We start from the raw sequence: 22,113 nt of genomic DNA, 5'->3' as shown, positions 1-22,113 counted from the left end.
TCTCAACTCATGTGTCAAGGATGTCCCCGAACAGTGTCAGGGATGTCCCCGGCTATACAACAGCCCAGCCTACACTTGCCATTTTTGCCAATTAATTACCAGGATGATTCACCCTACGTGTCTGTATCTTATCGTATTTATTTATACAGTCCCATTGTTTTTTTTGTTTTTTCCTAGAAAACACAAATGAAACCTTCCATTTGGTTCACAAATGCAGGTCATTTTTTATTTTTTGTCCGATTAATTCTTAAAAAAATAATAAATTTGTTTCTATTAGTAATATTTTTAAAATAAATAGACGGCAATGATTTTTGTTATGCGAAGAAAATAAAAAGTTCAGAATTTCTTATTATTATCAAATTGTTAATATGGAGTGATAAGGAGGTATGAATTAATTAATAAATACGCCTTGTCCATTTTAGTTGTAAAGTGGTAAAATTTTTTTTCCTTAATATTTCCTTAAGAAATGAATATCATTAAAACAATATTTACACTCTTTGAGATGTTTGGTACTATATAGTCCATAGTGTTCGGTGAGTGTATGTACTGGGCATAATTTTATTTAATTAATTTGTACTAGGAGACTTAAATGAGCACAGATACAATGGTGCAAAGCAGCGAAGCACTTTCACATCAAGTAATTCATGCTGTTAAAGGTTACTTGACTAGTGTTAGTAATAAAGATGCTAACTTGAATTTATATCAATTAATTGTTGAGGAAGTTGAAGCACCTTTATTCCGCACTGTTATGGAATTAACTCGTTACAACCAATCAAAAGCTGCACGTGTCCTTGGTGTAAGCCGCGGTACTTTGCGTACTAAATTAAAGCGTTATTTTGATGACGAATTTATTGGAACTCGTGATTTCTAAGTGAGTAGAACAACCTGCTTTCACTGGTTTTTTCTTATTAAATTTCCTAATGTAGTGGTCTTTGGCTAGGCACTCTGCTACTATTGATATCAGAGTTGGTCAGACAATCGCTCTTTGCTTTTGCAAAGGGAGGAAAGTCCGGGCTCCGAAGGGTAGAGTGCCAGGTAATGCCTGGGAGGTGTGAACCTACGGAAAGTGCCACAGAAAATATACCGCCTCTTTGAGGTAAGGGTGAAATGGTGCGGTAAGAGCGCACCGCGCGACTGGTAACAGGCGTGGCAGGGAAAACCCCACTCGGAGCAAGACCAAATAGGAGTCCATTTGGCTGAAAAGTCATTACGTGTGACCCGCACGGGACTCGGGTAGGTTGCTTGAGGCATGTGGTGACGCATGTCCCAGATGAATGATTGTCCATGACAGAACCCGGCTTATCGACCGACTCTTTTTATTTTATTGTCCCCAATTATTTTATTTTTGCGCAAAATTTGTCAAATATAGCTTTTCTTCAAGATCCATACATATCCTTAAATAGATGACCCAAAACAGATTATGTGAATATTAAAATAGCTTTATTTAGCAATAGCCTACGTCCTTATTTTCTATGAAGAAATCATGGATTTTGATCGAAGTGCGCATTCAATTTCCACTTGGATTAAAGTGGGTTCAATTTATTGTGCAGATGGGTTATAATATGAGCACATTGTTTTTGGTGCATCAAAACTTAATATGAAGAATAATCAACTGCGGTTAATTTATACTAATCCAATAGAAATCTCCGCTGAACAAGCGCTTCTACAGCAACTTAAGGAGCTCGCTGAAATAGGTTTTAATGAAGACCTCAAGCAGTTCATTAAATCAAACAAAGATAATATTAAGCTATACACGTCTACCCGGTTTGATGCCTCAAAATACAACAAGAAATATTTGGATTTTATAAAGGCGATGATTCTTGCCTTATCCTCGGCAGAAAATGATATCGATACAATAATTATTCGTAAGAAACATTCTCTGAATCAACACTATGCAAGACAACGACAAACTAAGAGTGAATATGTGTCTATTAAAGACATTCAAGAAAACTCAACACTCGTTGAGAATGTTACCACACGGTTGCATGCCTTTAGAGAAAAGCTAGTGGTCATTCGAAATCAACAGCTAATTCTCCAGGCTAAGTCTTTAGTAAAATTAACGTACGATGATTTTGTAGCAAATCAGCGCAACCTGACACACATTCAAGGTGACTACCTTAGTTTGCTTTCAAGTTCAAAGGCTTCGCTTGAGTCATTTGCTGAGTATGGCCAGAATCTTGATCGTTTGTTTGGTGAGAAACTTGCCTCGACACTTAAAAAACAGCTTGCTGTAAGAAAGCGCATCATGGGTGGAATCTTGGAGGAATGCACAGCAACCTCTGCTGAAGAGGCGATTAGGAGCGAGCAATCAGAGCTTAATAAGCTAATAAAAAACTTTGAATCAATCATGGAGCAAGCAGCAGAATTAAGAAAGTTAACCGCACTGCTTAAGCAAATAAAATCTATTGAAGGTCTTGTCATCAAAAAAGCAGATGAGCTCATACCTTCAGATGCTGATCAACTTGAAAAATTTATTCAATTTATTGCAGATAAAGAACACGAAGTGCAGGACATTAAAAATGGGATTAATGGTAATTCAGAGCTACATCAACAATCCATCCGGGCTATTGAGCAGCTTGAACACTCCCTTCAGCAAAAAAAGGCGCAAGCTTTATCATTTTTACAACAAATTAGAAATAAACGCAGTGAAGCCCAGCAAATAATAATAGAAGATTCTCAAGCGCATGTTTCCGTCCCTGACCTGCCTCCTATTATAAGTGCTCCTAAAATTGAAGAAGTGCCTATAGTAAAGACTGAGGAAGTGCCAGCAGCAAAGAAAGAGCGATTGCAAGAGGCAATCTCATTAATAAGAACATATAGAAAAACAATAGAAAATGAGCAAGATTGTTTTACCGTTAGATTTTTTCATCAATCACGAAATCAAGCGAAGATTGACTATTGCAAATTATTAGAAAAGGAACTTAACTTGCAAATTTCTAGTTTAAATTTTGAAAGCAACTTACTTTTGATTATTAATGAAGCTCATGAAAAAGTAACCAATAACTTTAGTGCTAAAAAAGAAATCACCATAGGCGGTAGTTATTTTGGCACAAGCCGTATGCTCAGTTTACAACGACTTATAGGTATCGATGACGCTTGGGAAGCAGGGCACTCCAAATTTCTTATATTTTCAACACAATCTGATTTTCATGGACTTAAAACCTCGGGAATCGTTAGCGAGAGCAAATGGAATGTTGTGAAGAAATTCTATTGTGAAGAAGATAACAGTAATGAAGAATACCAGAACCTAAAAAATCAGGTATTCCCGAGCAAAACCGCCAGTAATCTACAAAGTGATCCGCCATCCCCAGTGTAACGAGGATCTCCCTATTCTAACATTGTGCTGTAGCTTGGGTAGTAATTGGTTGACGAAAAGCAAGTGTAGGCTGGGTTGTTAAGCCCAGCATGTGTTGAGTTAATTCCTACTCTTCAAAATGTCCATCATGAAAACTATCATTGTAATCTCAATTAACAAGTAACTTATCCATGGTGTGCATACATTCTTTGTTAGATGCCAGGCTTGGCAGCCCAGCCTACGGTTATTGAGCTATTTTTCATAACACATATAAGAATGATGGCAAAAAACTCCCGGAGTACGCGACGCTAATCCGGGCTACGATACTAAATGTTTTTTCAGTAAAGTATTAATTTGCTCAGGATTCGCCTTACCTTTGGTTTGTTTCATGATTTGTCCTACAAAGAAGGCTAATAATTTCTCTTTTCCTGCTCGGTAATCAGCAGCTTGTTCAGGATACTGTTGAATTAATTTAATAATCATATCTTCCCAAGCAGCAGTATCATCTATTTGTTGATATCCTTCGCGCTCGATAATTGCTTCAATATCTTCTTCTCCAGCCCATAGCAAAGAAAAAATAGCTCGTGCATTGTTTAGAGAAAGGGAATTGTCATGGAGTTTATTAAGAAGATTGGCCATAAGTTTTGCTGATATGCGTGGTGTATCAAAAGTTAAATTCTCTTCATTCAAAGCAGCAACATATTGACCTTTTAACCAATTAATAATCATTTTTTCCGGGGCACGACATTGGTTTTTAATTGCTTTAAAAAATTGATGAGCAGCTGGTGAAGAAAGAATAAAATTAATGTCTTCTTCATTGAGAGAAGGCATATTTTTTAATTCAGTATGAATTTTTTCAGGTAAATCAGGTAAATTATTCTTAATTTCAGCAATAAGAAAACGAGTGACTTGTATCGGTAGTAAATCAGGATCAGGAAAATATCGGTAATCATTCTCATTTTCTTTACTGCGCATTGCATGTGTTGTATGAGTATCGGGATTATATAAACGAGTTTCTTGAATCACGTGTTGTCCACTTTCCAATAAATCTTGATGTCGCGATTGTTCGTAGGCAATGGCTTTCTCGATAAAACGAAATGAGTTCAAATTTTTTAGTTCGGTTCGCGTTCCTAAAACGGCAGTTCCTTTCGGTTTTAATGACAGATTGACATCACAACGGAAATTTCCTTCTTGCATATTACCATCACAGATACCTAAAAACTGCACCAGTTGATGTAGTTTTTTAAGATAACTCACCGCCTCATGACTTGAAAACAAGCAGGGTGTAGTTACTATCTCTAATAAAGGTGTTCCTGCACGGTTCAGATCAATACCACTAAAGCCAGGGTGAACCCCATGCAATGATTTACCTGCATCTTCTTCTAAATGAGCGCGTGCAATCACAATATCTTTGACACTACTGTCATTCAGCGTAATTGCCAATTTTCCATTGCTGACTATCGGTTTTTGAAATTGACTGATTTGATAGCCTTTAGGTAAATCTGGATAAAAATAGTTTTTGCGTTCAAAAACAGATTGATCATTAATATCTGCTTGAATTGCCAAGCCAAACTGAATTGCCATAATGACAGCTTCTTGATTCAATACTGGTAAAACCCCAGGAAACCCTGCGTCAATAAAGCAGGTTTGAGAGTTAGGCGTTGAACCAAAAGCAGTAGATGCGCCAGAGAAAAGTTTCGATTTTGTTTTTAGCTGAATGTGTACTTCAAGGCCAATGACTGTATCCCATTCCATAATTCACCTTTATTGGTTTGGACTGGCCAAATGCCAGTTGGTCTGTTGTTGATAATGATGAGCAATCTGAAGCAATTGGCTTTCACCAAAATGTTTACCCATGAGTTGTAAACCTATGGGTAGCCCCTTGGCGAAGCCTGTGGGGATGGAAATTGCGGGGAGTCCGGCAAGATTAGCCGCTACTGTAAACACGTCAGTCAAGTAGTTTTGAATTGGATCAGCAATTTTCTCACCAAGTTTAAAAGCGCAGGTTGGAGATGTTGGTCCAAGAATAACATCAACAGATTTGAGGGTTGTGACTAGTTCTTCTTGAATAAGACGACGAATTTTCTGGGCTTGCAAATAGTATGCATCAAAATAGCCCGATGAAAGTACATGTGTTCCAGTAAGAATTCGACGCTTTACTTCTATTCCAAAGCCCTCACTACGCGTCGTGCGAATGAGCTCGGTTAATGTTGATGCATTCTTACTACGATAGCCGAAGCGTAAGCCATCATAGCGTGATAAATTGGATGATGCTTCAGCACAAGCCACTACGTAGTAACATGGTACCCATAAAGGTTGAAGCGTCAAATTTAAATGAATAATTTCAGCGCCTAAACCTTCAAAAACCTTAACTGCCTCAAGAATAGCTTGTTGTATTGCCGGGTCTACTTGCGGTTGAAAAAAGCACGAAGGCAAGCCAATTTTTAGTTTGGATAAAGGTTTATTCAGTTCAGCATAATAATCGGGAATGGTTGATTCAACTGAAGTAGAATCTTTAGGATCATGTCCTGCCATAGCCTGTAGTACTAATGCCAAATCTTCAGCACTACGTGCTAAAGGACCTGCTTGGTCCAGACTGGATGCGTAAGCAATCATACCGTAGCGAGAAATCAGACCGTAAGTGGGTTTAATTCCACTGATTCCGCACAAGGCTGCAGGTTGTCGTATGGAGCCTCCAGTATCAGACCCTATAGCGAAAGGGACTAAACCCGCAGCAACAGCTGCTGCAGAGCCTCCTGATGAACCACCTGGGACGCGCTCTTTATCCCATGGATTTTTTACCACACCAAAGTGGCTGTTTTCATTGGACGAACCCATGGCAAACTCGTCCATATTTGTTTTACCAATCAGAATCGAACCTTGTGCAAACAACTTAGTTACCAAGGTTGCTTCATAAGGTGACTGGAAATTTGCAAGCATTTTAGAGGCGCAGGTCGTTGGCATACGCTTGGTACAAAATAGATCTTTTAACGCCATAGGGATACCGGTCAGTGTTTTGCCTTGGCCTTTTTTTAATTCGTGATCTGCTTTTTTCGCTTCGAGAAGAATGTGTTCTTCATCTAGACTGATAAACGCATTTAAATCGTTGTGCTGTTGAATTTGCTTGAGGTAATGCTGGGTTAACTCAACGCTTGATAGCTTACCCTGATGCAGCGCTTGGGATAGTTGTTTTAAGGATAAATGTTCCATGATTATTTACTCTGCTCTATAACTTGAGGCACTAAATAAAGATCTTGTGAAAATTGTGGTGCTCGAGCTTCTAATTCGGAAAGACTATTTTCTTCAGTTACCACATCGGGTCTTAAACGTTGATTTAATGCAAGAGGATGAAAAAGCGGCTCTACCTCCTGGGTATCAATCGAACCGAGTTGGTCGACGAAATTCATTATTGCGTTAATGTCTTCGATGAGTTTAGGTGAATGTTCTATATCTGTATCCAGATAAGCGAGCTGAGAAATTTTCTCTAATTCTTTTGTCGAGATGGTCATAAAATAGTATCCCATAGAGTGAACACTTCATTATAGCGAGGATGTTATCACTTAAAAATATAACTATTGAAAAAATTAAAATGTTTCATCGAGGTGAAACGAAAATATATTGTATTTAAAAAACATACTATCAAACCGGAAGAAATTCGTTTCATTGGGGAGCAAATTGATGCTCTTTATCCGATAACGTTTCTTTATACGGTTTTTTGATTTGTATCGTTGCATCATTTAGAGGTGATGCTGGCCGTTTTTTAGTATGGACAGGCTCATCTACATCCATAGGTTCGGGAGTCTGGCTAGCATTTGGAATAGTATATGTCACTTCCGGAGCAAAGAATGTCATTGTGGGTGTTGAGACTGACGGTAATGGTTGCGGTTTATCAAACAGAGTAACTATATCACGATAGCCCATAATTTCTGCGATGTCTTTGGGAGAAAGCTCGACGTCATATATAAAAGGATTTTTGGCCGTTGCTTCCTTAATTTTTATTTCAGCGCGTTCTTTAATGTCTGCTTGTTCATTTTTTACTAACTCTCGTAGATAGTCCATTCTTATCATTAGCGGCTCAGGAGTCATCCCTTGCTTTATTAACCATTCAACAGCTGAATATTGGCCTGCTCTTGCTGCAATAAATATAGGAGTTTCATTTTCATGATTACACTTATCAAGCTCTTCATGAGCTTGAGACAGTGCGTCAAGTATTTGTATATTTCCATAAAATGCACCAACATGCACGGCCTTACCTACACTGATTTGCCGAGTATTCATGCAAGTAATCATTGCTTTTAAATTTTCTGAGTCGGATTGGAAAACAATCCCCAATTCTAGTAATTTGCAAAACATGCTGATCTTTCTATTATGAACAAGAATGCCAAGAAGCTCGTCTGCATGAATTTGTATTTGACTTAAGCCTGCTCCAACATTGATTAATGTTTCGAGCGATTCAAATAGTCCGTTTGCTACAGCAGTGTAGATAGGGCTATGACCCTCGTTGTTTAGGGCGTTTAAATCTACATCATAACTCGCTAAATACTCGATCACTCGAGTATTTTGATTTGCTACTGCAACAGCGAGTGGCGTTTGTCCTTGAGCGTTGCGAATATTAAAATTTACTTTCAATTTATGTAAGGTTCGAAGAACTGCAACCTTATTTGCTGCTGCAGCATGATGTGCTGGTGTTGCTCCCGTTCTATCAGGTTCATTAAGACCGTTATTCAGCGTTTTAAGTTTTCTAAGCAGATGCACATTTCCAGTTCGTACAGCAGCACAAACTAAAGTCCATCCTTTACTGTTAAATTGGTTTAAATTTGCTCCAAGCTTGAGAAGTTCGTCAAGCATCTCCTCATCGGCAATAAAAATGGGTGGGTTACCTTCCTCATCAAACTCGTTCATGCTTACGTTACGCTCGTGAAGGGTCCTTAACAGTTCGATATCCTTCGAACGAACAGCTAGATGAACAAGAGAGGCACAGGGATGAAAGAAAGTGTTAGCTCCCCGAAGAACTCTTCTGCTTAAGTTCGCTCCAAGATCATGCAGTTTTCTCAAAACATCATATTTTTTATTTTTAGCAGCAATAAAAGCAGCCGTTTCTTTATTAAGATCCTCCTCATCTAAGTTTGCATTAAGAGATTGTAAAACCTCTAACGCTTTCGTATTGCCCATGAATGCTGCAATATGAATGGGACCGCGACCTGCATCCTCAGGAGAAACACTAAGCCAGGTATGTACTTTTTGATTTAAATTAGCGCCAAGCTCATGAAGCTTAGCTAACATTGAGAGACGATTATATTTCACTGCAAGTACTACCGGGGGTAGATTTTGGTGACCGGGTGCATTTAAATTTACATTTTTCCGGTGCAACATTGTCATTACGTTCAGTGCGTTGTGTTGGACAGCTAAGTCCATAATATAGGGAATGGTTAATAAATGATCATTGTATTGCATTAAATAATCGGTTAGCTCAGAGAAATCATTCTTAATTACATACACTAAGAAATTTTGAAGCTCTTGTTCGGTATGTTTTGACGCCAAGAAATTCAGCTGTTCTTGAGAAATTTTATGCCCATTTTTAATAACTGCATTTAGAAATTTTCGCGGATTTTGAAAGTTTGATGCTTGCGCATCTACGGGAGAACTAATTATTTCATATAAAGGGTCTAAAATTTCCGAAGATTGATGAGGTCTATTCAGAATTGTATGAAAGCAAAACGCTTTAAGCATACGAGATTTATCGTCTGTTCCATTAATCGTTTTATATAAGTCAAATACGCCTTGCGTACTCATCTGTTGGATAAGGCACACAGGGTGTATAGGTGAATTGGAAGTATTTAAAAGGACTAATAAATCCTCGTCGGACAGCACGCTATATTTGCCTGTGCTGGCATCGACGACATACTCGCCGGCATAAACTAATTTTTTATCATTTACAGTTATTTCTACTCCAGAGAAATAGCCGGCTTTTTCTAAGTAGACCGCAATGACACTGGCAAAAAACATGTCCCAATTTTTTTTGGGAATATATACCGCCTCATCATTGATGTCCTCATCATCATAAAGCAAAGAGTATTGATCCCAACCTGGTGTTTTTTCACCTAAAAGCTGAAAAAAATCATCTACCTTTTTGAGTTGAGACATATTACTGATGCTGCCCTCTGGTAATGGCGGCAACAGTTGGGCTATTTTCGCAACAAAAGCGTTAGTATTGAAGTGACGCTTCAGATAATCTTTAAACTCTAAAAGTCTTTCTGGCGAAAAATTATGTGCGAATTTGTCTGCATACATGGTTAGACCGAAATCATCGGCTACAAAATTAAATAATGCATTCGCCATATGAACTTCATTGCCCACATGTTCAACTAATTTTCTGCTGATAAGAAACTCCTTTGCCAATTCGTACACTAGATCGTGTTTTGCAGTATGTAAAATTGGGGAGAGGAAGCTTTTATCAATAAAACACCCTAAAGCATATTCCAGATTAATATATGCACCGGAATAACATAATGAAACAGTAAATGAATTTAAAGCCGTTTTATCGACCTGCTTATGTCTTGCGAGGATATTTGGTAATGCACCCTCTAGAGTATTTTTAGCTGCGCTCAAGGTAATTAAAATATCAGGGGGAGCCGATTTGTCAGTTAAATCTCTTACTTTTTCTGCATATTTTGCAAATAATTGTAATGCATCAGGATTTAATTGAATGATATAGGCTAATAAATCCAGTAATTGCTTTTTACAAGGTTCGAAGTCATCCTGTAAGTTTTGAAACCTGCGAGGGAGATTGCCATAAATTCCCGTTAATTGTTTTTCTAATTCTGTTTTTTGGTCGTCACTTGTTTTTGGTAATAAGGTTTGCAAAAGCGCGGGTTTCAAAGTTGGCATTTTTATCTAATCAAAAAGTGTAACGTAAAAATGAATAAGTGTATCAAAAAATCATTTAATGCTCAATTAATAGCCACTTGTTTAGGGGCAAAGACCATGTTGGTCGTGATGCGCTAGTTGTTGTGGGGGCTTTGTCTTGTTTTTTAAAAAATCGCTCATCAGCGTTTTGAGAGCGACAGTAGAGGCCTTAGGTTCGATAGAAAACTCATAACCTTGGATAGGGAGTTGATGCGATAGCTATTACTTTTTCAGGTAAGGGAACTCATCATATAGCAGTTGAATTACATGTTTTAATTGTTCTTTACTTTTTACAATAAGCAGTACGGTATCGTCACCAGCAATTGTGCCTAATATCCCTGAGTTTTGAATGGGTTGAAATGAAAAGGATACAAATTTTCTATCAATAAAAAAAGCCAGGCTGTTTGCATTTCCAGGATGGGTGTGGAGCACAATAAGGCCATAATCTGACACTTGTAGGTTCAATACCAAAGGCAGATTCGGTACATTATAGTCGACGACTTGATAAGTACCGCCTATTTTTGCAATTTTTAATTTTTTAAGCCTTCGCGAGAGGGTTGCCTGAGGAATAGTGTAACCTCGAACTTTTAAGCTATTTTGCAAATCAATTTGTTCTGCAATTTTTTCTGTTTGCACAATATTTAATATGTGTCCATCAAGAGCTGCATCTTGGCTCATATAACTCTCCACTTCATTTATGACCATGTGAATACAAAATCATTTTAATGAAATTATATTCAAAATATCTTGACAGAGCAAGTCGAGGTTGATAAATTTAAAAAACGCATAAAAACTGGATTTATATTCAAATGAAACAATTATTTTTTATCGCTTTAGTGGGGCTTTCATTGATTGTCTTTCTTTGCTACGCAAAAATTCCCAAGGAGAGTACTCAAAATATTCATTTTGCGGTGGCAGCAGAATATCCACCATTTGAATATAACGACCATGGGGAAATCAAAGGATTCGATATTGACCTTGCACGCTTGATTGCAAAAAAATTAGGTAAAGAAGCATTTTTTGATACCATGCAATTTAGTAGTATTTTACCCGCCTTAAGTACTGGACAGGTTGATGCGGCGATTTCTACGATAACGATTACCGAACAGCGAAAAAAGAATTTTGATTTTACCAAACCTTATTATTTCGAGAGCATGGCAGCTGTTTTTCCTGAAAATAATCCAATTAAAAATATACAACAATTAGCCGACAAAAAAATAGCTGTGCAATTGGGTAGTACTATGGAAATTTGGTTAAAGCAAAATGTTCCTAACGCTAATCTTTTGATTATGGATAATAATAATCAAGCCATCGCAGCCCTAAAAGCTGGCCATGTCGATTTGGTTCTCATAGATGGTGTCCAAGGTCTGGTATTTAGTCAGAAAAATCCAGGATTGTCTTTTGCTGTAATTGCCAAATCAGATGCTGGCTATGGCTTAGCTCTAAAAAAGAACTCTGAATTAACACAAAAAATAAATCAAGCGCTACACGAAATAGAACAAAGCGGGGAGTTGGCTGCTCTTAAGAAAAAATGGTTGGAGGATGCACAATGGAAGAGTTAAAACAAAATGTCCTCTATATTGGTGAGGGTACTCTCATTACCTTAATTTTATTAATTGGCGGTTTATTGATAGGGACTTTATTGGGAACATTACTGGCTTTATTGCGATACCAAGGAATAATGAAGCCAATAATTAATGGATTTATCTCCGTGATGAGAGGAACTCCAGTCATTTTGCAACTTAGTTTTATTTATTTTGCGGTACCTGCCTTAATCGGTGTAAAAGCAAATATTCTAATGGCAGGGCTTTTAACATTTGGTCTGAACAGTTCTGCATATATTGCTGAGATTCTGCGATCAGGAATAGAGCATTTGCCCAAAGGACAGTTTGAAGCAGCAAAAACTTTGCAGATCCCTGCTTTCTATTTATGGAAAGATATCGTTCTACCACAAGTTGTGAAAAATATTTTTCCTGCATTCATTAATGAAATGATTGCGTTACTGAAAGAAACAGCATTAATTGCGACTATAGGTGGGATGGATTTGATGCGTCGAGCTCAATCAGTTGCTGCAGAACAATTTACCTATTTTGTTCCCTTGTGTATCGCTGGTTGTTTTTATTATGGAATGGTTCTCTTGATTGAATTCATGGGTAAAAAAATTGAAGAAAGGGGGCTTTATGTTAGTCATTAACCAGGCATCTAAATATTTTGGATCATTACCCGTATTAAATAACATCAATTTAGAGTTACAAGTTCAGACAGTGCTTGGTTTGGCTGGGCCATCTGGAAGTGGAAAATCCACGTTGCTGCGTTGCATCCAACAATTAGAAACATTAGATGCCGGAACGATTACAGTAAAAGGACAAAGCGGTTTTATGTTCCAGGATTTTCAGCTTTTTCCCCATATGACTGTAATGCAAAATTTGGTTTATGCACCTCGCTTACAAAACAAAACATTAAAACATGAGGAGCAAGCGAGTTCTTTGCTACAGAACTTAGGGATTCGTGATAAAGCATCTGCTTATCCACATCAATTGTCTGGTGGACAAAAGCAACGCGTTGCTTTAGCACGAAGCTTAATGATGAAACCTAATTTATTGCTTTGTGATGAACCGACATCGGGCCTCGATCTGGCGACAATTGATGAAGTAATTAGTTTACTAAATTCAGTGAAATCTTTAGGCGTTACGATGGTCATTGCATCTCACGATCTTGATTTTCTCAGCAAAATGTCGGATCGCTTGATAGTTCTGAAAGGTGGCCAATTAGTTGCCGATGTGGTTCCTAAAGAACTGGCTGAGCCTATTATGCATTTAAAACAATACTACCAGGAGTAGATCCATGAATGAATCGATTAAAAAAATTGTCCTTGCTTATTCCGGTGGGCTGGATACTTCCGTAATGATTCCATGGCTTAAAGAACATTACCAACAGGCAGAAATTATTGCTATGGTTTGTGATTTAGGACAAAGTGAAGACTTAGCAGCGATTAAAGATAAGGCGATAAAAAGCGGTGCTTCCAAAGCCTATGTAATGAACGTTCAAGATGAATTTGTTAGCGACTATTTGTGGCGATTAGTCAAAGCAGGCGCTCTTTATGAAAATCAATATATTTTAGGTACCATTTCACGACCACTTATTGCAAAAAAACTGGTTGAAATTGCATTAGAAGAAAAGGCGGAAGCGGTTGCTCATGGAGCAACTGGCAAAGGTAATGATCAGGTTCGTTTTGAATATACGGTAAAAGCATTAGCTCCAGAACTTAAAATTATCGCCCCATGGAGAACTTGGAAAATTAAGTCACGACAAGAGGCGATTGCGTATGCCAAATTACATGGGATTGAAGTACCTGTTACCCCCAAATCACCTTATTCACGAGATCATAATCTTTGGTACATTTCGCATGAAGGAGGGATTTTGGAAGATCCAGGACAACCCAGACCTGATGATCTATTATTAATGACCGCCTCTTTGGAGCAAACATCGGATAAGCCCGAATTAGTGAGTATTGAGTTTGTAAAAGGGGTTCCCGTTGCGTTGAATACTAAAAAAATGTCATCTGTCGAATTACTAAAACAATTAAATCAAATAGCAGGTTCTCATGGAATTGGGGTGGCTGATATTGTGGAGAATCGACTGGTTGGAATGAAAATCAGAGGAATATATGAAGCACCAGCGGCTGCTGTGTTGTACAAAACACATCAGATGCTTGAGAGTTTATGTCTTGACCGAGCAACTTTGCATTTAAAACAATCCTTGCAACAAACGTATGCCAATCTTGTTTATGAAGGACGATGGTTTTCTCAAACGAAGAACGCATTAGATGCTTTGATTGATGTGACGCAACAACATATGACTGGAACTGTCAGTGTCCAGTTATTTAAAGGGAACATCATTCCTTATGGGATGTATTCACCCTTTAGTTTACATGATCCTGCTTTAGCTACATTCGAAGAAGATGGTGTTTATAATCAGCAGGATGCCGAAGGATTTATTAATCTATTTTCTTTATCAGCACAAGTGTATGGCAAGGTACATAAAGGAGGTAAATGATGGCTCATAAAACTTGGGGAGGACGATTTAAGAAGGAGTTGGATACTCGAGTCATGCATTTTAATGCTTCCCTGGCTTTTGATAAGGTACTTTATGTCCACGATATCGTGGGCAGCCAAGCACATGCAAAAATGTTAGCACGTCAAGGGCTTATCACTGATAATGAGGCAGACTTGATCTGCAATGGGTTAGACGAAATCAGCCATGAAATAGCAAAAGGCATCCATGAATTTGATGAGTCTAATGAAGATATTCATATGTTTGTGGAGCAATTACTCATCACCAAAATTGGTGATGTAGGTAAAAAGCTTCATACTGGTCGCAGCCGTAATGATCAGGTTGCTCTGGATTTAAGGTTGTATTCTCGTGATGCAGGATTGCAGATTATCGCACTGATACAAAATTTAAACCATGTTTTGGAAGAGCTGGCTCGTGTTCATGCGGAGGATAAAATTCCTGGCTATACACATTTACAGCAAGCTCAACCCATTTATTTAGGTCATTTCTTTGCTGCTTATCTGGCAATGTTTCAACGAGATTTAGGGCGTTTTCACGATTGGCATACACGGATGAATTACTCTCCTTTAGGTGCTGGTGCTTTAGCAGGAAGCACTTTGCCTTTGGATCGTGCGTGGGTTGCTAAAACGCTGGGCTTTAATGGAGTCATTGAGAATACTCTGGATGCTGTGAGCGACAGAGATTTTATTATTGAGTTTTGTTCTGCTGCATCGATCGTGATGATGCATTTATCACGTTTTGCGGAGGATTTAATTCTTTGGACTACTCAGGAATTTGGTTTTATTACCCTTGATGATGCTTTTGCGACAGGTTCTTCTTTAATGCCTAATAAGAAAAATCCAGATGTTTTGGAGTTAGTTCGAGGTAAAAGCGGCCGGGTATTTGGGCATTTAATGGGGATTCTTACTGTCATGAAAGGGTTGCCGCTTGCGTATAATAAGGACATGCAAGAAGATAAAGAATGTTTGTTTGACACCGTTAATACATTGACGGCTTGTTTGGACATCATGACGCCGTTTTTGCGCAGTGTGCAATTTAATACGAAATTAATGGCACAAAAAGCCAATAGTGGTTATCTAAATGCTACAGCAATATTAGAGTCTTTAGTATTGAAAGGTATACCTTTTAGGGATGCGCATCATCAAGTGGGCTTGTGGGTTCAGGCTGCAATGGATAAGAGTTGTTCGCTTGAGGAGATTATTAAAAGTGAAATGTAGGCAGAGAAAGTGCCCCTCATCTGCCCTAACGGGCACCTTCTCTGTGGAGAAGGGAAACATAATCGCTACACTACACTAGGCTACGAGCTTCTTGCAGAAGCTCATTTTTAAAGTAGAATGATGTACACACCATAACTATCTATTGAGTTAGTCATTCATGTTGCAACATTATAAAACCCAAGGGGGCGTTGAGATAGAGTGTTCTCAGACGCCACTGGATTATCAACAAGGCATAGAAAATCTGCTGGAACATCTGGATTCACAAAGAGGCGCTTTATTCGCATCAAGCTTTGAATATCCAGGGCGTTACACATGTTGGGATATAGGTTTTTATAATCCACCTTTGGCTCTTACTTGCAAGCAAAATTTAATTCAAATTGATGCATTAAATCAACGCGGTAAGATGCTATTAACATTCATTATGCCTTTACTGGAACATGAAGCGTATTTAGAAGTATTGGCACAAAGTAATACGTTGTTACAAATCAAATTGATACCTTCTGATGAGGTCTTCAGCGAAGAAGAGCGTAGCCAGCAACCATCGGTATTTACGGTGATTCGCCTTATCTTGGCTTTTTTCAAAGTAGATGAGGAGTCTTACTTAGGACTATATGGTGCTTTGGGTTTTGATTTGATTTTTCAATTTGAGGGCTTAAAGAAACATAAAAAAAGAGAGCCATCACAAAGAGATATGGTTCTTTATTTACCTGATGAGATTTATGTGGTGAACCATCGTAAAGAAGAAGCGTTTCTTAGACGTTATGATTTTCAATTTCAAGGCCAATCAACTAATTCTTTGGCGAGAGAGGGGGGGACTGCAACATACCAAGCACCAAATAAGCCAAAAAAGACATGTGATCATGAGCCAGGAGAGTATGCCCAGGTTGTTGCCAAGGCCAAAGAGCGATTTGCTTGTGGTGATTTGTTTGAAGTTGTGCCAAGTCAAACTTTTTATACCCATTATGAAGATCAACCTTCTGCTTTATTCAAACAAATGCGTCGTTTGAATCCGTCACCATATGGCTTTTTTATTAATCTAGGTGATGACGAATATCTGGTTGGTGCCTCTCCAGAGATGTATGTGCGAGTGCATGGGAAAAGAGTGGAAACTTGTCCCATTTCAGGAACGATTAAACGGGGTGCTGATGCCATTGAGGACGCAGAAAATATTCAGGCTTTACTCGATTCAAAAAAAGAAGAATCTGAATTAACAATGTGTACTGATGTGGATAGAAACGATAAATCACGTATTTGCGAAGCAGGTTCTGTGAAAGTAATCGGCCGCAGGCAAATTGAAATGTATTCGCGAGTGATTCATACCGTCGATCATGTTGAAGGTATTTTGAGAGAAAACTTTGATGCTGTAGATGCTTTTCTAACCCATATGTGGGTTGTTACTGTAACTGGTGCACCAAAACTGTGGGCGCTTAATTTTATTGAAGAGCATGAAAAATCTCCCCGTAAGTGGTACGCTGGTGCAGTAGGTTGGTTTGGTTTTGACGGGAATTTAAATACGGGCCTGGTTTTGAGAACAGTACGTATTGAAAAAGGAGTTGCTGAAATTCGTGTGGGTGCCACCTTGCTTTATGATTCAATACCTGAGTCAGAAGAGGAAGAAACCCGCTTAAAAGCCTCTGCATTTTTAGATATGTTGCAAAAACGCGAGCCTCATGCTGCAAGCAAGGCAATGGATTTGCCCTTAACTGGAAAAGGTAAGCACGTATTGCTTATCGATCATCAGGATTCTTTTGTGCATACTTTGGCAAATTATCTCCGGCAAACTGGAGCCGAGGTGAGCACAATTCGTTTTGATAAGGCCTTGCATTATTTACAAAATAAAAAATATGACCTTGTTGTTTTATCTCCTGGACCAGGCAAACCAAGTGATTTTAATCTTTCTCAGACAATTGCAGAGGTTATTTCTAAAGGCATACCATTGTTTGGAGTGTGTTTGGGGTTACAAGGACTTGTTGAGCATTTTGGTGGTGTTTTGGATGTTCTAAAATATCCTATGCATGGTAAGCCATCAATTATCAACGTAGTCGGTGAACCTGATTTGTTCTCTGGCTTGGGGAAGAGTTTCAAGGCAGGAAGATATCATTCTCTTTATGCACGCTTGAATACAGTACCCAAGGAATTGAATATTACAGCGATGAGTGATGATGGCGTCGTTATGGCTGTTTCGCATCAACAGTTACCCATTCATGCGGTTCAGTTTCATCCTGAAACCATATTGTCTTTAGTTAATCAAGCAGGATTAAAAATTATTACTAATTTAATGAGGATGATTTAAGACAATGCGCAAAAAGATATTGATGCTCTATGTTGTATCTTTTGTTTTGGGTATTGTCGTAGGCCTTGTTGGTTCTACGTTTCGATTATCAATCGATGTGCTTAGCAACTTGCTAGATAACTTTTTTCAATCCCTCAGCATTCATGGATGGCCGGCCGCTTTTATTTCCGGTTTGGTTTCGATGGTTCTGGTCTATGCTGCTTATTTTGCTGTAAAGCAGTATGCTCCTGAAGCTTCAGGAAGTGGTGTCCCGGAGATTGAGGGTACATTACTTCATTTAAAAACCATATTTTGGCGTCGCGTATTACCGGTAAAATTCTTTTTTGGCATGTTGGTCCTTTCTGCAAAGATGATTTTGGGACGTGAGGGACCTACGATTCACATAGGTGGTAGTTTAGGAGAAATGCTTGGAAGCTTATTTAACCTTTCTCGACGTAGAAAAGATAGTTTAATTGCAGCAGGAGCCGCTGCTGGTTTGGCTGTTGCTTTTAATGCTCCTTTAGCCGGAGTTATTTTTGTTCTGGAAGAGATGCGCAATCAATTCAACTATTCTTTTACCAGTTTTAGTATGGTTGTTATCTGTTGTATTACTGCTACAGTTATCCTTGATTTAATCATTGGGCCTCAGCCAACAATTCCAATGAATGTATTTGAATTCCCCCATCTTGATTCCTTATGGCTATTTGCTCTGTTTGGTATTGTGGTCGGTTTTGTGGGGCTTTTATTTAATCTCTCTTTAATTAGAACACTAACATTCTTGGATAAACTGACTTCACGACAAAAATCATATTACGTCCTGGCTGTAGGTTTTTTGATTGGTGCTTTAGCGGTACATCATCCTGAAGCAGTGGGTGGTGGTATGAATATTATTCATCAGGCCTTAACTCTTGCACCCGGATTTGGTTTTTTGTGTTTTCTTTTAGTGGCACGCTTTATAGGAACTATGGTGTGTTATGGAACATCAGTCCCTGGAGGAATTTTTGCCCCGATTCTTTCTTTAGGCACGCTTCTTGGTTTAGCTATATTCCAGATTTTAGAAATGTTACATATTGATTTCTTAACTCAACCAGGCATGTTTGCCGTGGCAGGAATGGCCGCCCTGTTTGCTTCATCAACACGCGCACCAATAACCGGAGCCGTATTAGTGGTAGAAATGACTCATAATTATTATTTAATTTTCCCTGTGATGATGGCATGTATTACCGCAACTATTGTGCTGCAGCTCACTCCAAATGGACCTATCTATGAGCAATTATTAGATCGTTCTCTCCGTTTGGATAAGAAGAAAACTGCATTGAGCTAGGTGTGAACGTATGCCTGCCTGGATACTAATTGCCGTAAGTAGGCTGGGCTGATAAGCCCAGCTTACATTGTCTGGTATTTTCGGTGTTTGTAACTGCTTAAGAATAATAGATGAAGCACTCGCTCAGGCAAACAAGCGATTACAATTAATCCACATGCACAACAATTTTTCCAAAATGCACGCCTGATTGTATCCGCTGATGGGCTTCTTCAATTTGTTCTAGTTTAAACTCCGAATCAATAATAGGGATTATTTTTTTTGCTTCGAGGTACTTCGTCCATGCATTATGAGCTTCGCGCCATAATTTACTTTTTTCCTCAATAGATTGAGAGCGGAGTACAAAACCAATAATTTGCAGCCTTTTACGCATAATCAATGCAAGGTTGCATTCTACGGTACTTCCTTTAAGGCATGCTATCTGGATAAGTTTGCTTTGTGGTTTCAATAAGTGTAAGTGTTTATTAAAATAATCGCCGCCTATAAAATCTATAATCAAATCAACGCTGTGATCCTCAATTAAATCCTCGAAGTCTTGTTTACGATAATTAATGACTTGATCTGCACTAAGTTTTTTTGCTTTATCTATCTTGTCATCAGTTCCTACTGTAGTGATTACGTGTACACCGATCAATTTTGCCATTTGAATTGCTAGCGATGCAATACCACTTCCTGCACCATGAATAAGCAATGTTTGCCCTGATTTCAGCGTACCTAGATCAAACAAAGAAGCATAAACAGTCATCAACGCTTCAGGAAGTGCAGCAGCAAGGGTATAATCCCAGGTTGCTGGAATGTGTTGAGCTAACGATGCTTCAACAGGGCAAAATTCGGCATAAGCGCCACTGCCAACTAACCCATAAACTTTATCGCCTGGTTTAAATTGAGTGACATGTGCTCCCACCTCAACTACTTCGCCTGCAATTTCCAAGCCTAGGATATCCGATTCGCCAGCTGGTGGCGGATATTTGCCATAACGTTGCATGATATCTGCTCGATTTAAAGCTGTTGCTTTTACACGCACCAAAATTTGTGATTCGCTGTATTCAGGAGTTGGGCCATTTTCGATGACCAATCGACTGTGTGAACCAGGGTTTTCTATGTGTACGTAGCGCAAAATTTTTTCCTTAAAATAAATAATTAATTGTAGCCTCGCTGCAGTGCAGCGAAACCCGGGGCATGCAAGATGAGAAAACCCGATTTTCGCTGCACTGCACCCAGGCTACGTATTACCTAAGCTTCTTCTTCTTCTTTTTTATCACTTTACTTAAACAACCAGAGCTATATAATGTTTATACAGACCCTCTTATACGTTGGGCAATGGCTAAATTTAATCATCAACGCCTTTATGCTTGGCTTTTTATAGTGCCACAGCTTATTGTTACCCTGGTGTTTTTCATTTGGCCTGCATGTAATGCATTATTGCAATCGTTTTTTTATACAGATGCTTTTGGTCTGCATAAAAAATTTGCAGGACTTTCCAATTTTTTGGATCTTTTTTGGGATCCGAGTTACAGCAAAGCAATTGGGGTTACCTTTATTATTGCTCTTAGCGTGACGTTTTTCACATTAAGTTTAGGACTCCTTATGGCCATATTAGTGAATAATAGAGGCCGAACGCAAGGGGTCTATAAATCTTTATTAATTTGGCCTTACGCTATTGCTCCTGCAGTGGCAGCGATTTTATGGCGTTTTTTATGTCATCCCACTTTAGGATGGCTGACACATTTTTTGCAGTCACTTGGAATTAATTTTGATTATGTAAATAATGTCAATCAAGCATTTGCTGTGGTGATACTTACCGCGAGTTGGCAGCAATTCAGTTATAATTTTTTATTTTACCTCGCAGCCCTTAAAGCAATTCCTTCATCATTAATTGATGCAGCAATCATCGATGGTGCTTCAGGATGGCAACGTTTTTGGCAAATCATTGTTCCACTGTTATCTCCAACTACTTTTTTCTTGATCATTATGAATCTTATGTATGGTTTTTTTGATACTTTTGGCATTATTCAAGTGATGACACATGGTGGTCCTGGTAATAGTACGACTAATTTGATTTATAAAGTGTATCAAGATGGATTTGAAGGAATGGATATAGGCAGTTCATCTGCACAATCGGTACTCTTAATGATTATTGTTATTCTTGTTTCTTCAGTGCAATTTAAGTACCTCGAAAAAAAGGTTCATTACGCATGAAATCATATTTTACTCGTGCTCTATCACATGGAGTTTTATGCTGTTTTGTGATTTTGATGTTGTTACCTGTTTATTTGGCACTCGTTGCTGCCAGTAATGAAGGCAATATCATGATGCAATCTCACATTCCTATGGTTCCAGGTACATTATTATTCAAAAATCTAAAGGCAGTCATGACGGAAGGATTAGCGGTTACAGGAGGTGAGCCGATTACTTCTATGTTATTGAATAGTTTTTTTATGGCTATGGCCATTGCATTAGGCAAGATAGTTCTTGCTTTAGGTTCTGCATTTGCTTTAGTTTACTTTGATTTTCCATTTAAAAAGCTATGTTTTGCATTAATTTTTACTACGATGATGTTGCCGATAGAGGTCCGAATTGTGCCTACATTCCAGGTGGTTGCTTCTTTTGGACTATTAAACTCATTTACTGGATTGACCTTGCCTTTATTTGTGTCCGCTACAGGTACATTTTTATTTCGTCAGTTTTTTAAAACTATTCCTTCTGAACTTGTTGATGCGGCAAAATTAGATGGGGCAGGGGCTGTGCGTTTCTTTTTTGATATTGTTTTACCCCTATCTAGAACGCAAATTGCATCATTATTTGTTATTTTGTTTGTATATGGCTGGAATCAATATCTGTGGCCGCTAGTGATTACTACGGAAACAAAAATGGCTACAGTAGTTATGGGTATTCGATATTTAGCTGGGGTGGCAGATCAAATTCCACAATGGCATTACATTATGGCTGTTGCATTGATTGCTCTTATTCCGCCTTGCATGGTGGTGATGTTAATGCAGCGCTGGTTTGAAAAAGGGTTAAAGTAAGC

Annotated in this window: 17 protein-coding genes and 1 other RNA gene; 12 read left to right on the top strand and 6 right to left on the bottom strand. The window is 38.5% G+C overall.

Going from position 1 to position 22,113, the window contains the following annotated elements; genetic code table 11:
• Positions 1 to 589 precede the first annotated feature (589 nt).
• The 3 genes from Lste_RS09125 to Lste_RS09120 all read left to right on the top strand — a co-directional run bounded on the left by Lste_RS09125 (position 590) and on the right by Lste_RS09120 (position 3,316).
• The gene (locus Lste_RS09125; protein ID WP_028381835.1) at positions 590 to 871 is read left to right on the top strand and encodes a helix-turn-helix domain-containing protein; all 282 of its coding nucleotides are present in this window, start codon (positions 590 to 592) and stop codon (positions 869 to 871) included.
• A gap of 91 nt (positions 872 to 962) precedes the next feature.
• An RNA gene (gene rnpB, locus Lste_RS14605) (RNase P RNA component class A) lies at positions 963 to 1,318 on the top strand.
• Positions 1,319 to 1,597: 279 nt separating this feature from the next.
• A complete protein-coding gene (locus Lste_RS09120; RefSeq protein WP_058510717.1) occupies positions 1,598 to 3,316 on the top strand; it encodes a hypothetical protein in 1,719 nt (572 codons plus the stop codon).
• Between the two features lie 297 nt (positions 3,317 to 3,613).
• Here Lste_RS09120 and gatB read toward each other — a convergent pair whose 3' ends face one another.
• From gatB to Lste_RS09095, 5 genes are all read right to left on the bottom strand, one after another.
• Positions 3,614 to 5,050: an Asp-tRNA(Asn)/Glu-tRNA(Gln) amidotransferase subunit GatB gene (gene gatB / locus Lste_RS09115; protein ID WP_058510716.1), complete on the bottom strand. Its 1,437-nt coding sequence runs from the start codon at positions 5,048 to 5,050 to the stop codon at positions 3,614 to 3,616.
• 9 nt (positions 5,051 to 5,059) lie between these two features.
• Positions 5,060 to 6,505: an Asp-tRNA(Asn)/Glu-tRNA(Gln) amidotransferase subunit GatA gene (gene gatA / locus Lste_RS09110; RefSeq protein WP_058510715.1), complete on the bottom strand. Its 1,446-nt coding sequence runs from the start codon at positions 6,503 to 6,505 to the stop codon at positions 5,060 to 5,062.
• Between the two features lie 2 nt (positions 6,506 to 6,507).
• Positions 6,508 to 6,804: an Asp-tRNA(Asn)/Glu-tRNA(Gln) amidotransferase subunit GatC gene (gatC, locus tag Lste_RS09105; protein ID WP_058510714.1), complete on the bottom strand. Its 297-nt coding sequence runs from the start codon at positions 6,802 to 6,804 to the stop codon at positions 6,508 to 6,510.
• Positions 6,805 to 6,955: 151 nt separating this feature from the next.
• Positions 6,956 to 10,183, bottom strand: coding sequence for an ankyrin repeat domain-containing protein (locus Lste_RS09100; protein ID WP_058510713.1), 3,228 nt, complete (start codon positions 10,181 to 10,183; stop codon positions 6,956 to 6,958).
• 240 nt (positions 10,184 to 10,423) lie between these two features.
• Positions 10,424 to 10,879: an arginine repressor gene (locus tag Lste_RS09095; RefSeq protein WP_058510712.1), complete on the bottom strand. Its 456-nt coding sequence runs from the start codon at positions 10,877 to 10,879 to the stop codon at positions 10,424 to 10,426.
• Positions 10,880 to 11,010: 131 nt separating this feature from the next.
• Between Lste_RS09095 and Lste_RS09090 the strand changes: the two genes are divergently transcribed.
• From Lste_RS09090 to clcA, 7 genes are all read left to right on the top strand, one after another.
• Positions 11,011 to 11,763, top strand: a complete 753-nt coding sequence (locus tag Lste_RS09090; RefSeq protein ID WP_058510711.1) for a substrate-binding periplasmic protein — start codon at positions 11,011 to 11,013, stop codon at positions 11,761 to 11,763.
• Entirely contained in the window at positions 11,751 to 12,395 is a 645-nt protein-coding gene (locus Lste_RS09085; RefSeq protein WP_058510710.1) for an amino acid ABC transporter permease, read from the top strand. The genes Lste_RS09090 and Lste_RS09085 overlap by 13 nt, the downstream gene beginning before the upstream one ends.
• Positions 12,382 to 13,041: an amino acid ABC transporter ATP-binding protein gene (locus Lste_RS09080; protein ID WP_058510709.1), complete on the top strand. Its 660-nt coding sequence runs from the start codon at positions 12,382 to 12,384 to the stop codon at positions 13,039 to 13,041. The genes Lste_RS09085 and Lste_RS09080 overlap by 14 nt, the downstream gene beginning before the upstream one ends.
• Before the next feature lie 4 nt (positions 13,042 to 13,045).
• Positions 13,046 to 14,257: an argininosuccinate synthase gene (locus tag Lste_RS09075; protein ID WP_058510708.1), complete on the top strand. Its 1,212-nt coding sequence runs from the start codon at positions 13,046 to 13,048 to the stop codon at positions 14,255 to 14,257.
• Positions 14,257 to 15,492, top strand: a complete 1,236-nt coding sequence (argH, locus tag Lste_RS09070; protein ID WP_058510707.1) for an argininosuccinate lyase — start codon at positions 14,257 to 14,259, stop codon at positions 15,490 to 15,492. Before Lste_RS09075 ends, argH begins: the two co-directional genes overlap by 1 nt.
• A gap of 157 nt (positions 15,493 to 15,649) precedes the next feature.
• Complete coding sequence (locus Lste_RS09065) at positions 15,650 to 17,785, top strand: anthranilate synthase component I (protein WP_058510706.1); 2,136 nt, start codon at positions 15,650 to 15,652, stop codon at positions 17,783 to 17,785.
• Positions 17,786 to 17,789: 4 nt separating this feature from the next.
• Entirely contained in the window at positions 17,790 to 19,088 is a 1,299-nt protein-coding gene (gene clcA, locus Lste_RS09060) for a H(+)/Cl(-) exchange transporter ClcA (RefSeq protein WP_058510705.1), read from the top strand.
• Between the two features lie 145 nt (positions 19,089 to 19,233).
• Here clcA and Lste_RS09055 read toward each other — a convergent pair whose 3' ends face one another.
• Positions 19,234 to 20,202 (bottom strand): NAD(P)H-quinone oxidoreductase, encoded by a 969-nt coding sequence (locus Lste_RS09055; protein WP_058510704.1) that lies wholly within the window; start codon positions 20,200 to 20,202, stop codon positions 19,234 to 19,236.
• A gap of 203 nt (positions 20,203 to 20,405) precedes the next feature.
• Here Lste_RS09055 and Lste_RS09050 point away from each other — a divergent pair, with 203 nt between their 5' ends.
• Complete coding sequence (locus Lste_RS09050) at positions 20,406 to 21,284, top strand: carbohydrate ABC transporter permease (RefSeq protein WP_058510703.1); 879 nt, start codon at positions 20,406 to 20,408, stop codon at positions 21,282 to 21,284.
• On the top strand, positions 21,281 to 22,111 hold the full coding sequence (ugpE, locus tag Lste_RS09045) for a sn-glycerol-3-phosphate ABC transporter permease UgpE (protein WP_058510702.1): 831 nt from the start codon (positions 21,281 to 21,283) through the stop codon (positions 22,109 to 22,111). Before Lste_RS09050 ends, ugpE begins: the two co-directional genes overlap by 4 nt.
• Positions 22,112 to 22,113: the final 2 nt, after the last annotated feature.

The organism is Legionella steelei (genome assembly GCF_001468005.1).
GTDB classification, from domain to species: Bacteria; Pseudomonadota; Gammaproteobacteria; order Legionellales; family Legionellaceae; genus Legionella; species Legionella steelei.
This window is presented reverse-complemented; position numbering and strand designations above follow the sequence as displayed.

What these genes read in the sequence shown, in the direction of transcription:
- Lste_RS09125 (WP_028381835.1), top strand. Translation starts at nt 590, where the DNA reads ATGAGCACAGATACAATGGTGCAAAGCAGCGAAGCACTTTCACATCAA.
- Lste_RS09120 (WP_058510717.1), top strand. Translation starts at nt 1,598, where the DNA reads ATGAAGAATAATCAACTGCGGTTAATTTATACTAATCCAATAGAAATC.
- gatB (WP_058510716.1), bottom strand. Translation starts at nt 5,050, where the DNA reads ATGGAATGGGATACAGTCATTGGCCTTGAAGTACACATTCAGCTAAAA.
- gatA (WP_058510715.1), bottom strand. Translation starts at nt 6,505, where the DNA reads ATGGAACATTTATCCTTAAAACAACTATCCCAAGCGCTGCATCAGGGT.
- gatC (WP_058510714.1), bottom strand. Translation starts at nt 6,804, where the DNA reads ATGACCATCTCGACAAAAGAATTAGAGAAAATTTCTCAGCTCGCTTAT.
- Lste_RS09100 (WP_058510713.1), bottom strand. Translation starts at nt 10,183, where the DNA reads ATGCCAACTTTGAAACCCGCGCTTTTGCAAACCTTATTACCAAAAACA.
- Lste_RS09095 (WP_058510712.1), bottom strand. Translation starts at nt 10,879, where the DNA reads ATGAGCCAAGATGCAGCTCTTGATGGACACATATTAAATATTGTGCAA.
- Lste_RS09090 (WP_058510711.1), top strand. Translation starts at nt 11,011, where the DNA reads ATGAAACAATTATTTTTTATCGCTTTAGTGGGGCTTTCATTGATTGTC.
- Lste_RS09085 (WP_058510710.1), top strand. Translation starts at nt 11,751, where the DNA reads ATGGAAGAGTTAAAACAAAATGTCCTCTATATTGGTGAGGGTACTCTC.
- Lste_RS09080 (WP_058510709.1), top strand. Translation starts at nt 12,382, where the DNA reads ATGTTAGTCATTAACCAGGCATCTAAATATTTTGGATCATTACCCGTA.
- Lste_RS09075 (WP_058510708.1), top strand. Translation starts at nt 13,046, where the DNA reads ATGAATGAATCGATTAAAAAAATTGTCCTTGCTTATTCCGGTGGGCTG.
- argH (WP_058510707.1), top strand. Translation starts at nt 14,257, where the DNA reads ATGGCTCATAAAACTTGGGGAGGACGATTTAAGAAGGAGTTGGATACT.
- Lste_RS09065 (WP_058510706.1), top strand. Translation starts at nt 15,650, where the DNA reads ATGTTGCAACATTATAAAACCCAAGGGGGCGTTGAGATAGAGTGTTCT.
- clcA (WP_058510705.1), top strand. Translation starts at nt 17,790, where the DNA reads ATGCGCAAAAAGATATTGATGCTCTATGTTGTATCTTTTGTTTTGGGT.
- Lste_RS09050 (WP_058510703.1), top strand. Translation starts at nt 20,406, where the DNA reads ATGGCTAAATTTAATCATCAACGCCTTTATGCTTGGCTTTTTATAGTG.
- ugpE (WP_058510702.1), top strand. Translation starts at nt 21,281, where the DNA reads ATGAAATCATATTTTACTCGTGCTCTATCACATGGAGTTTTATGCTGT.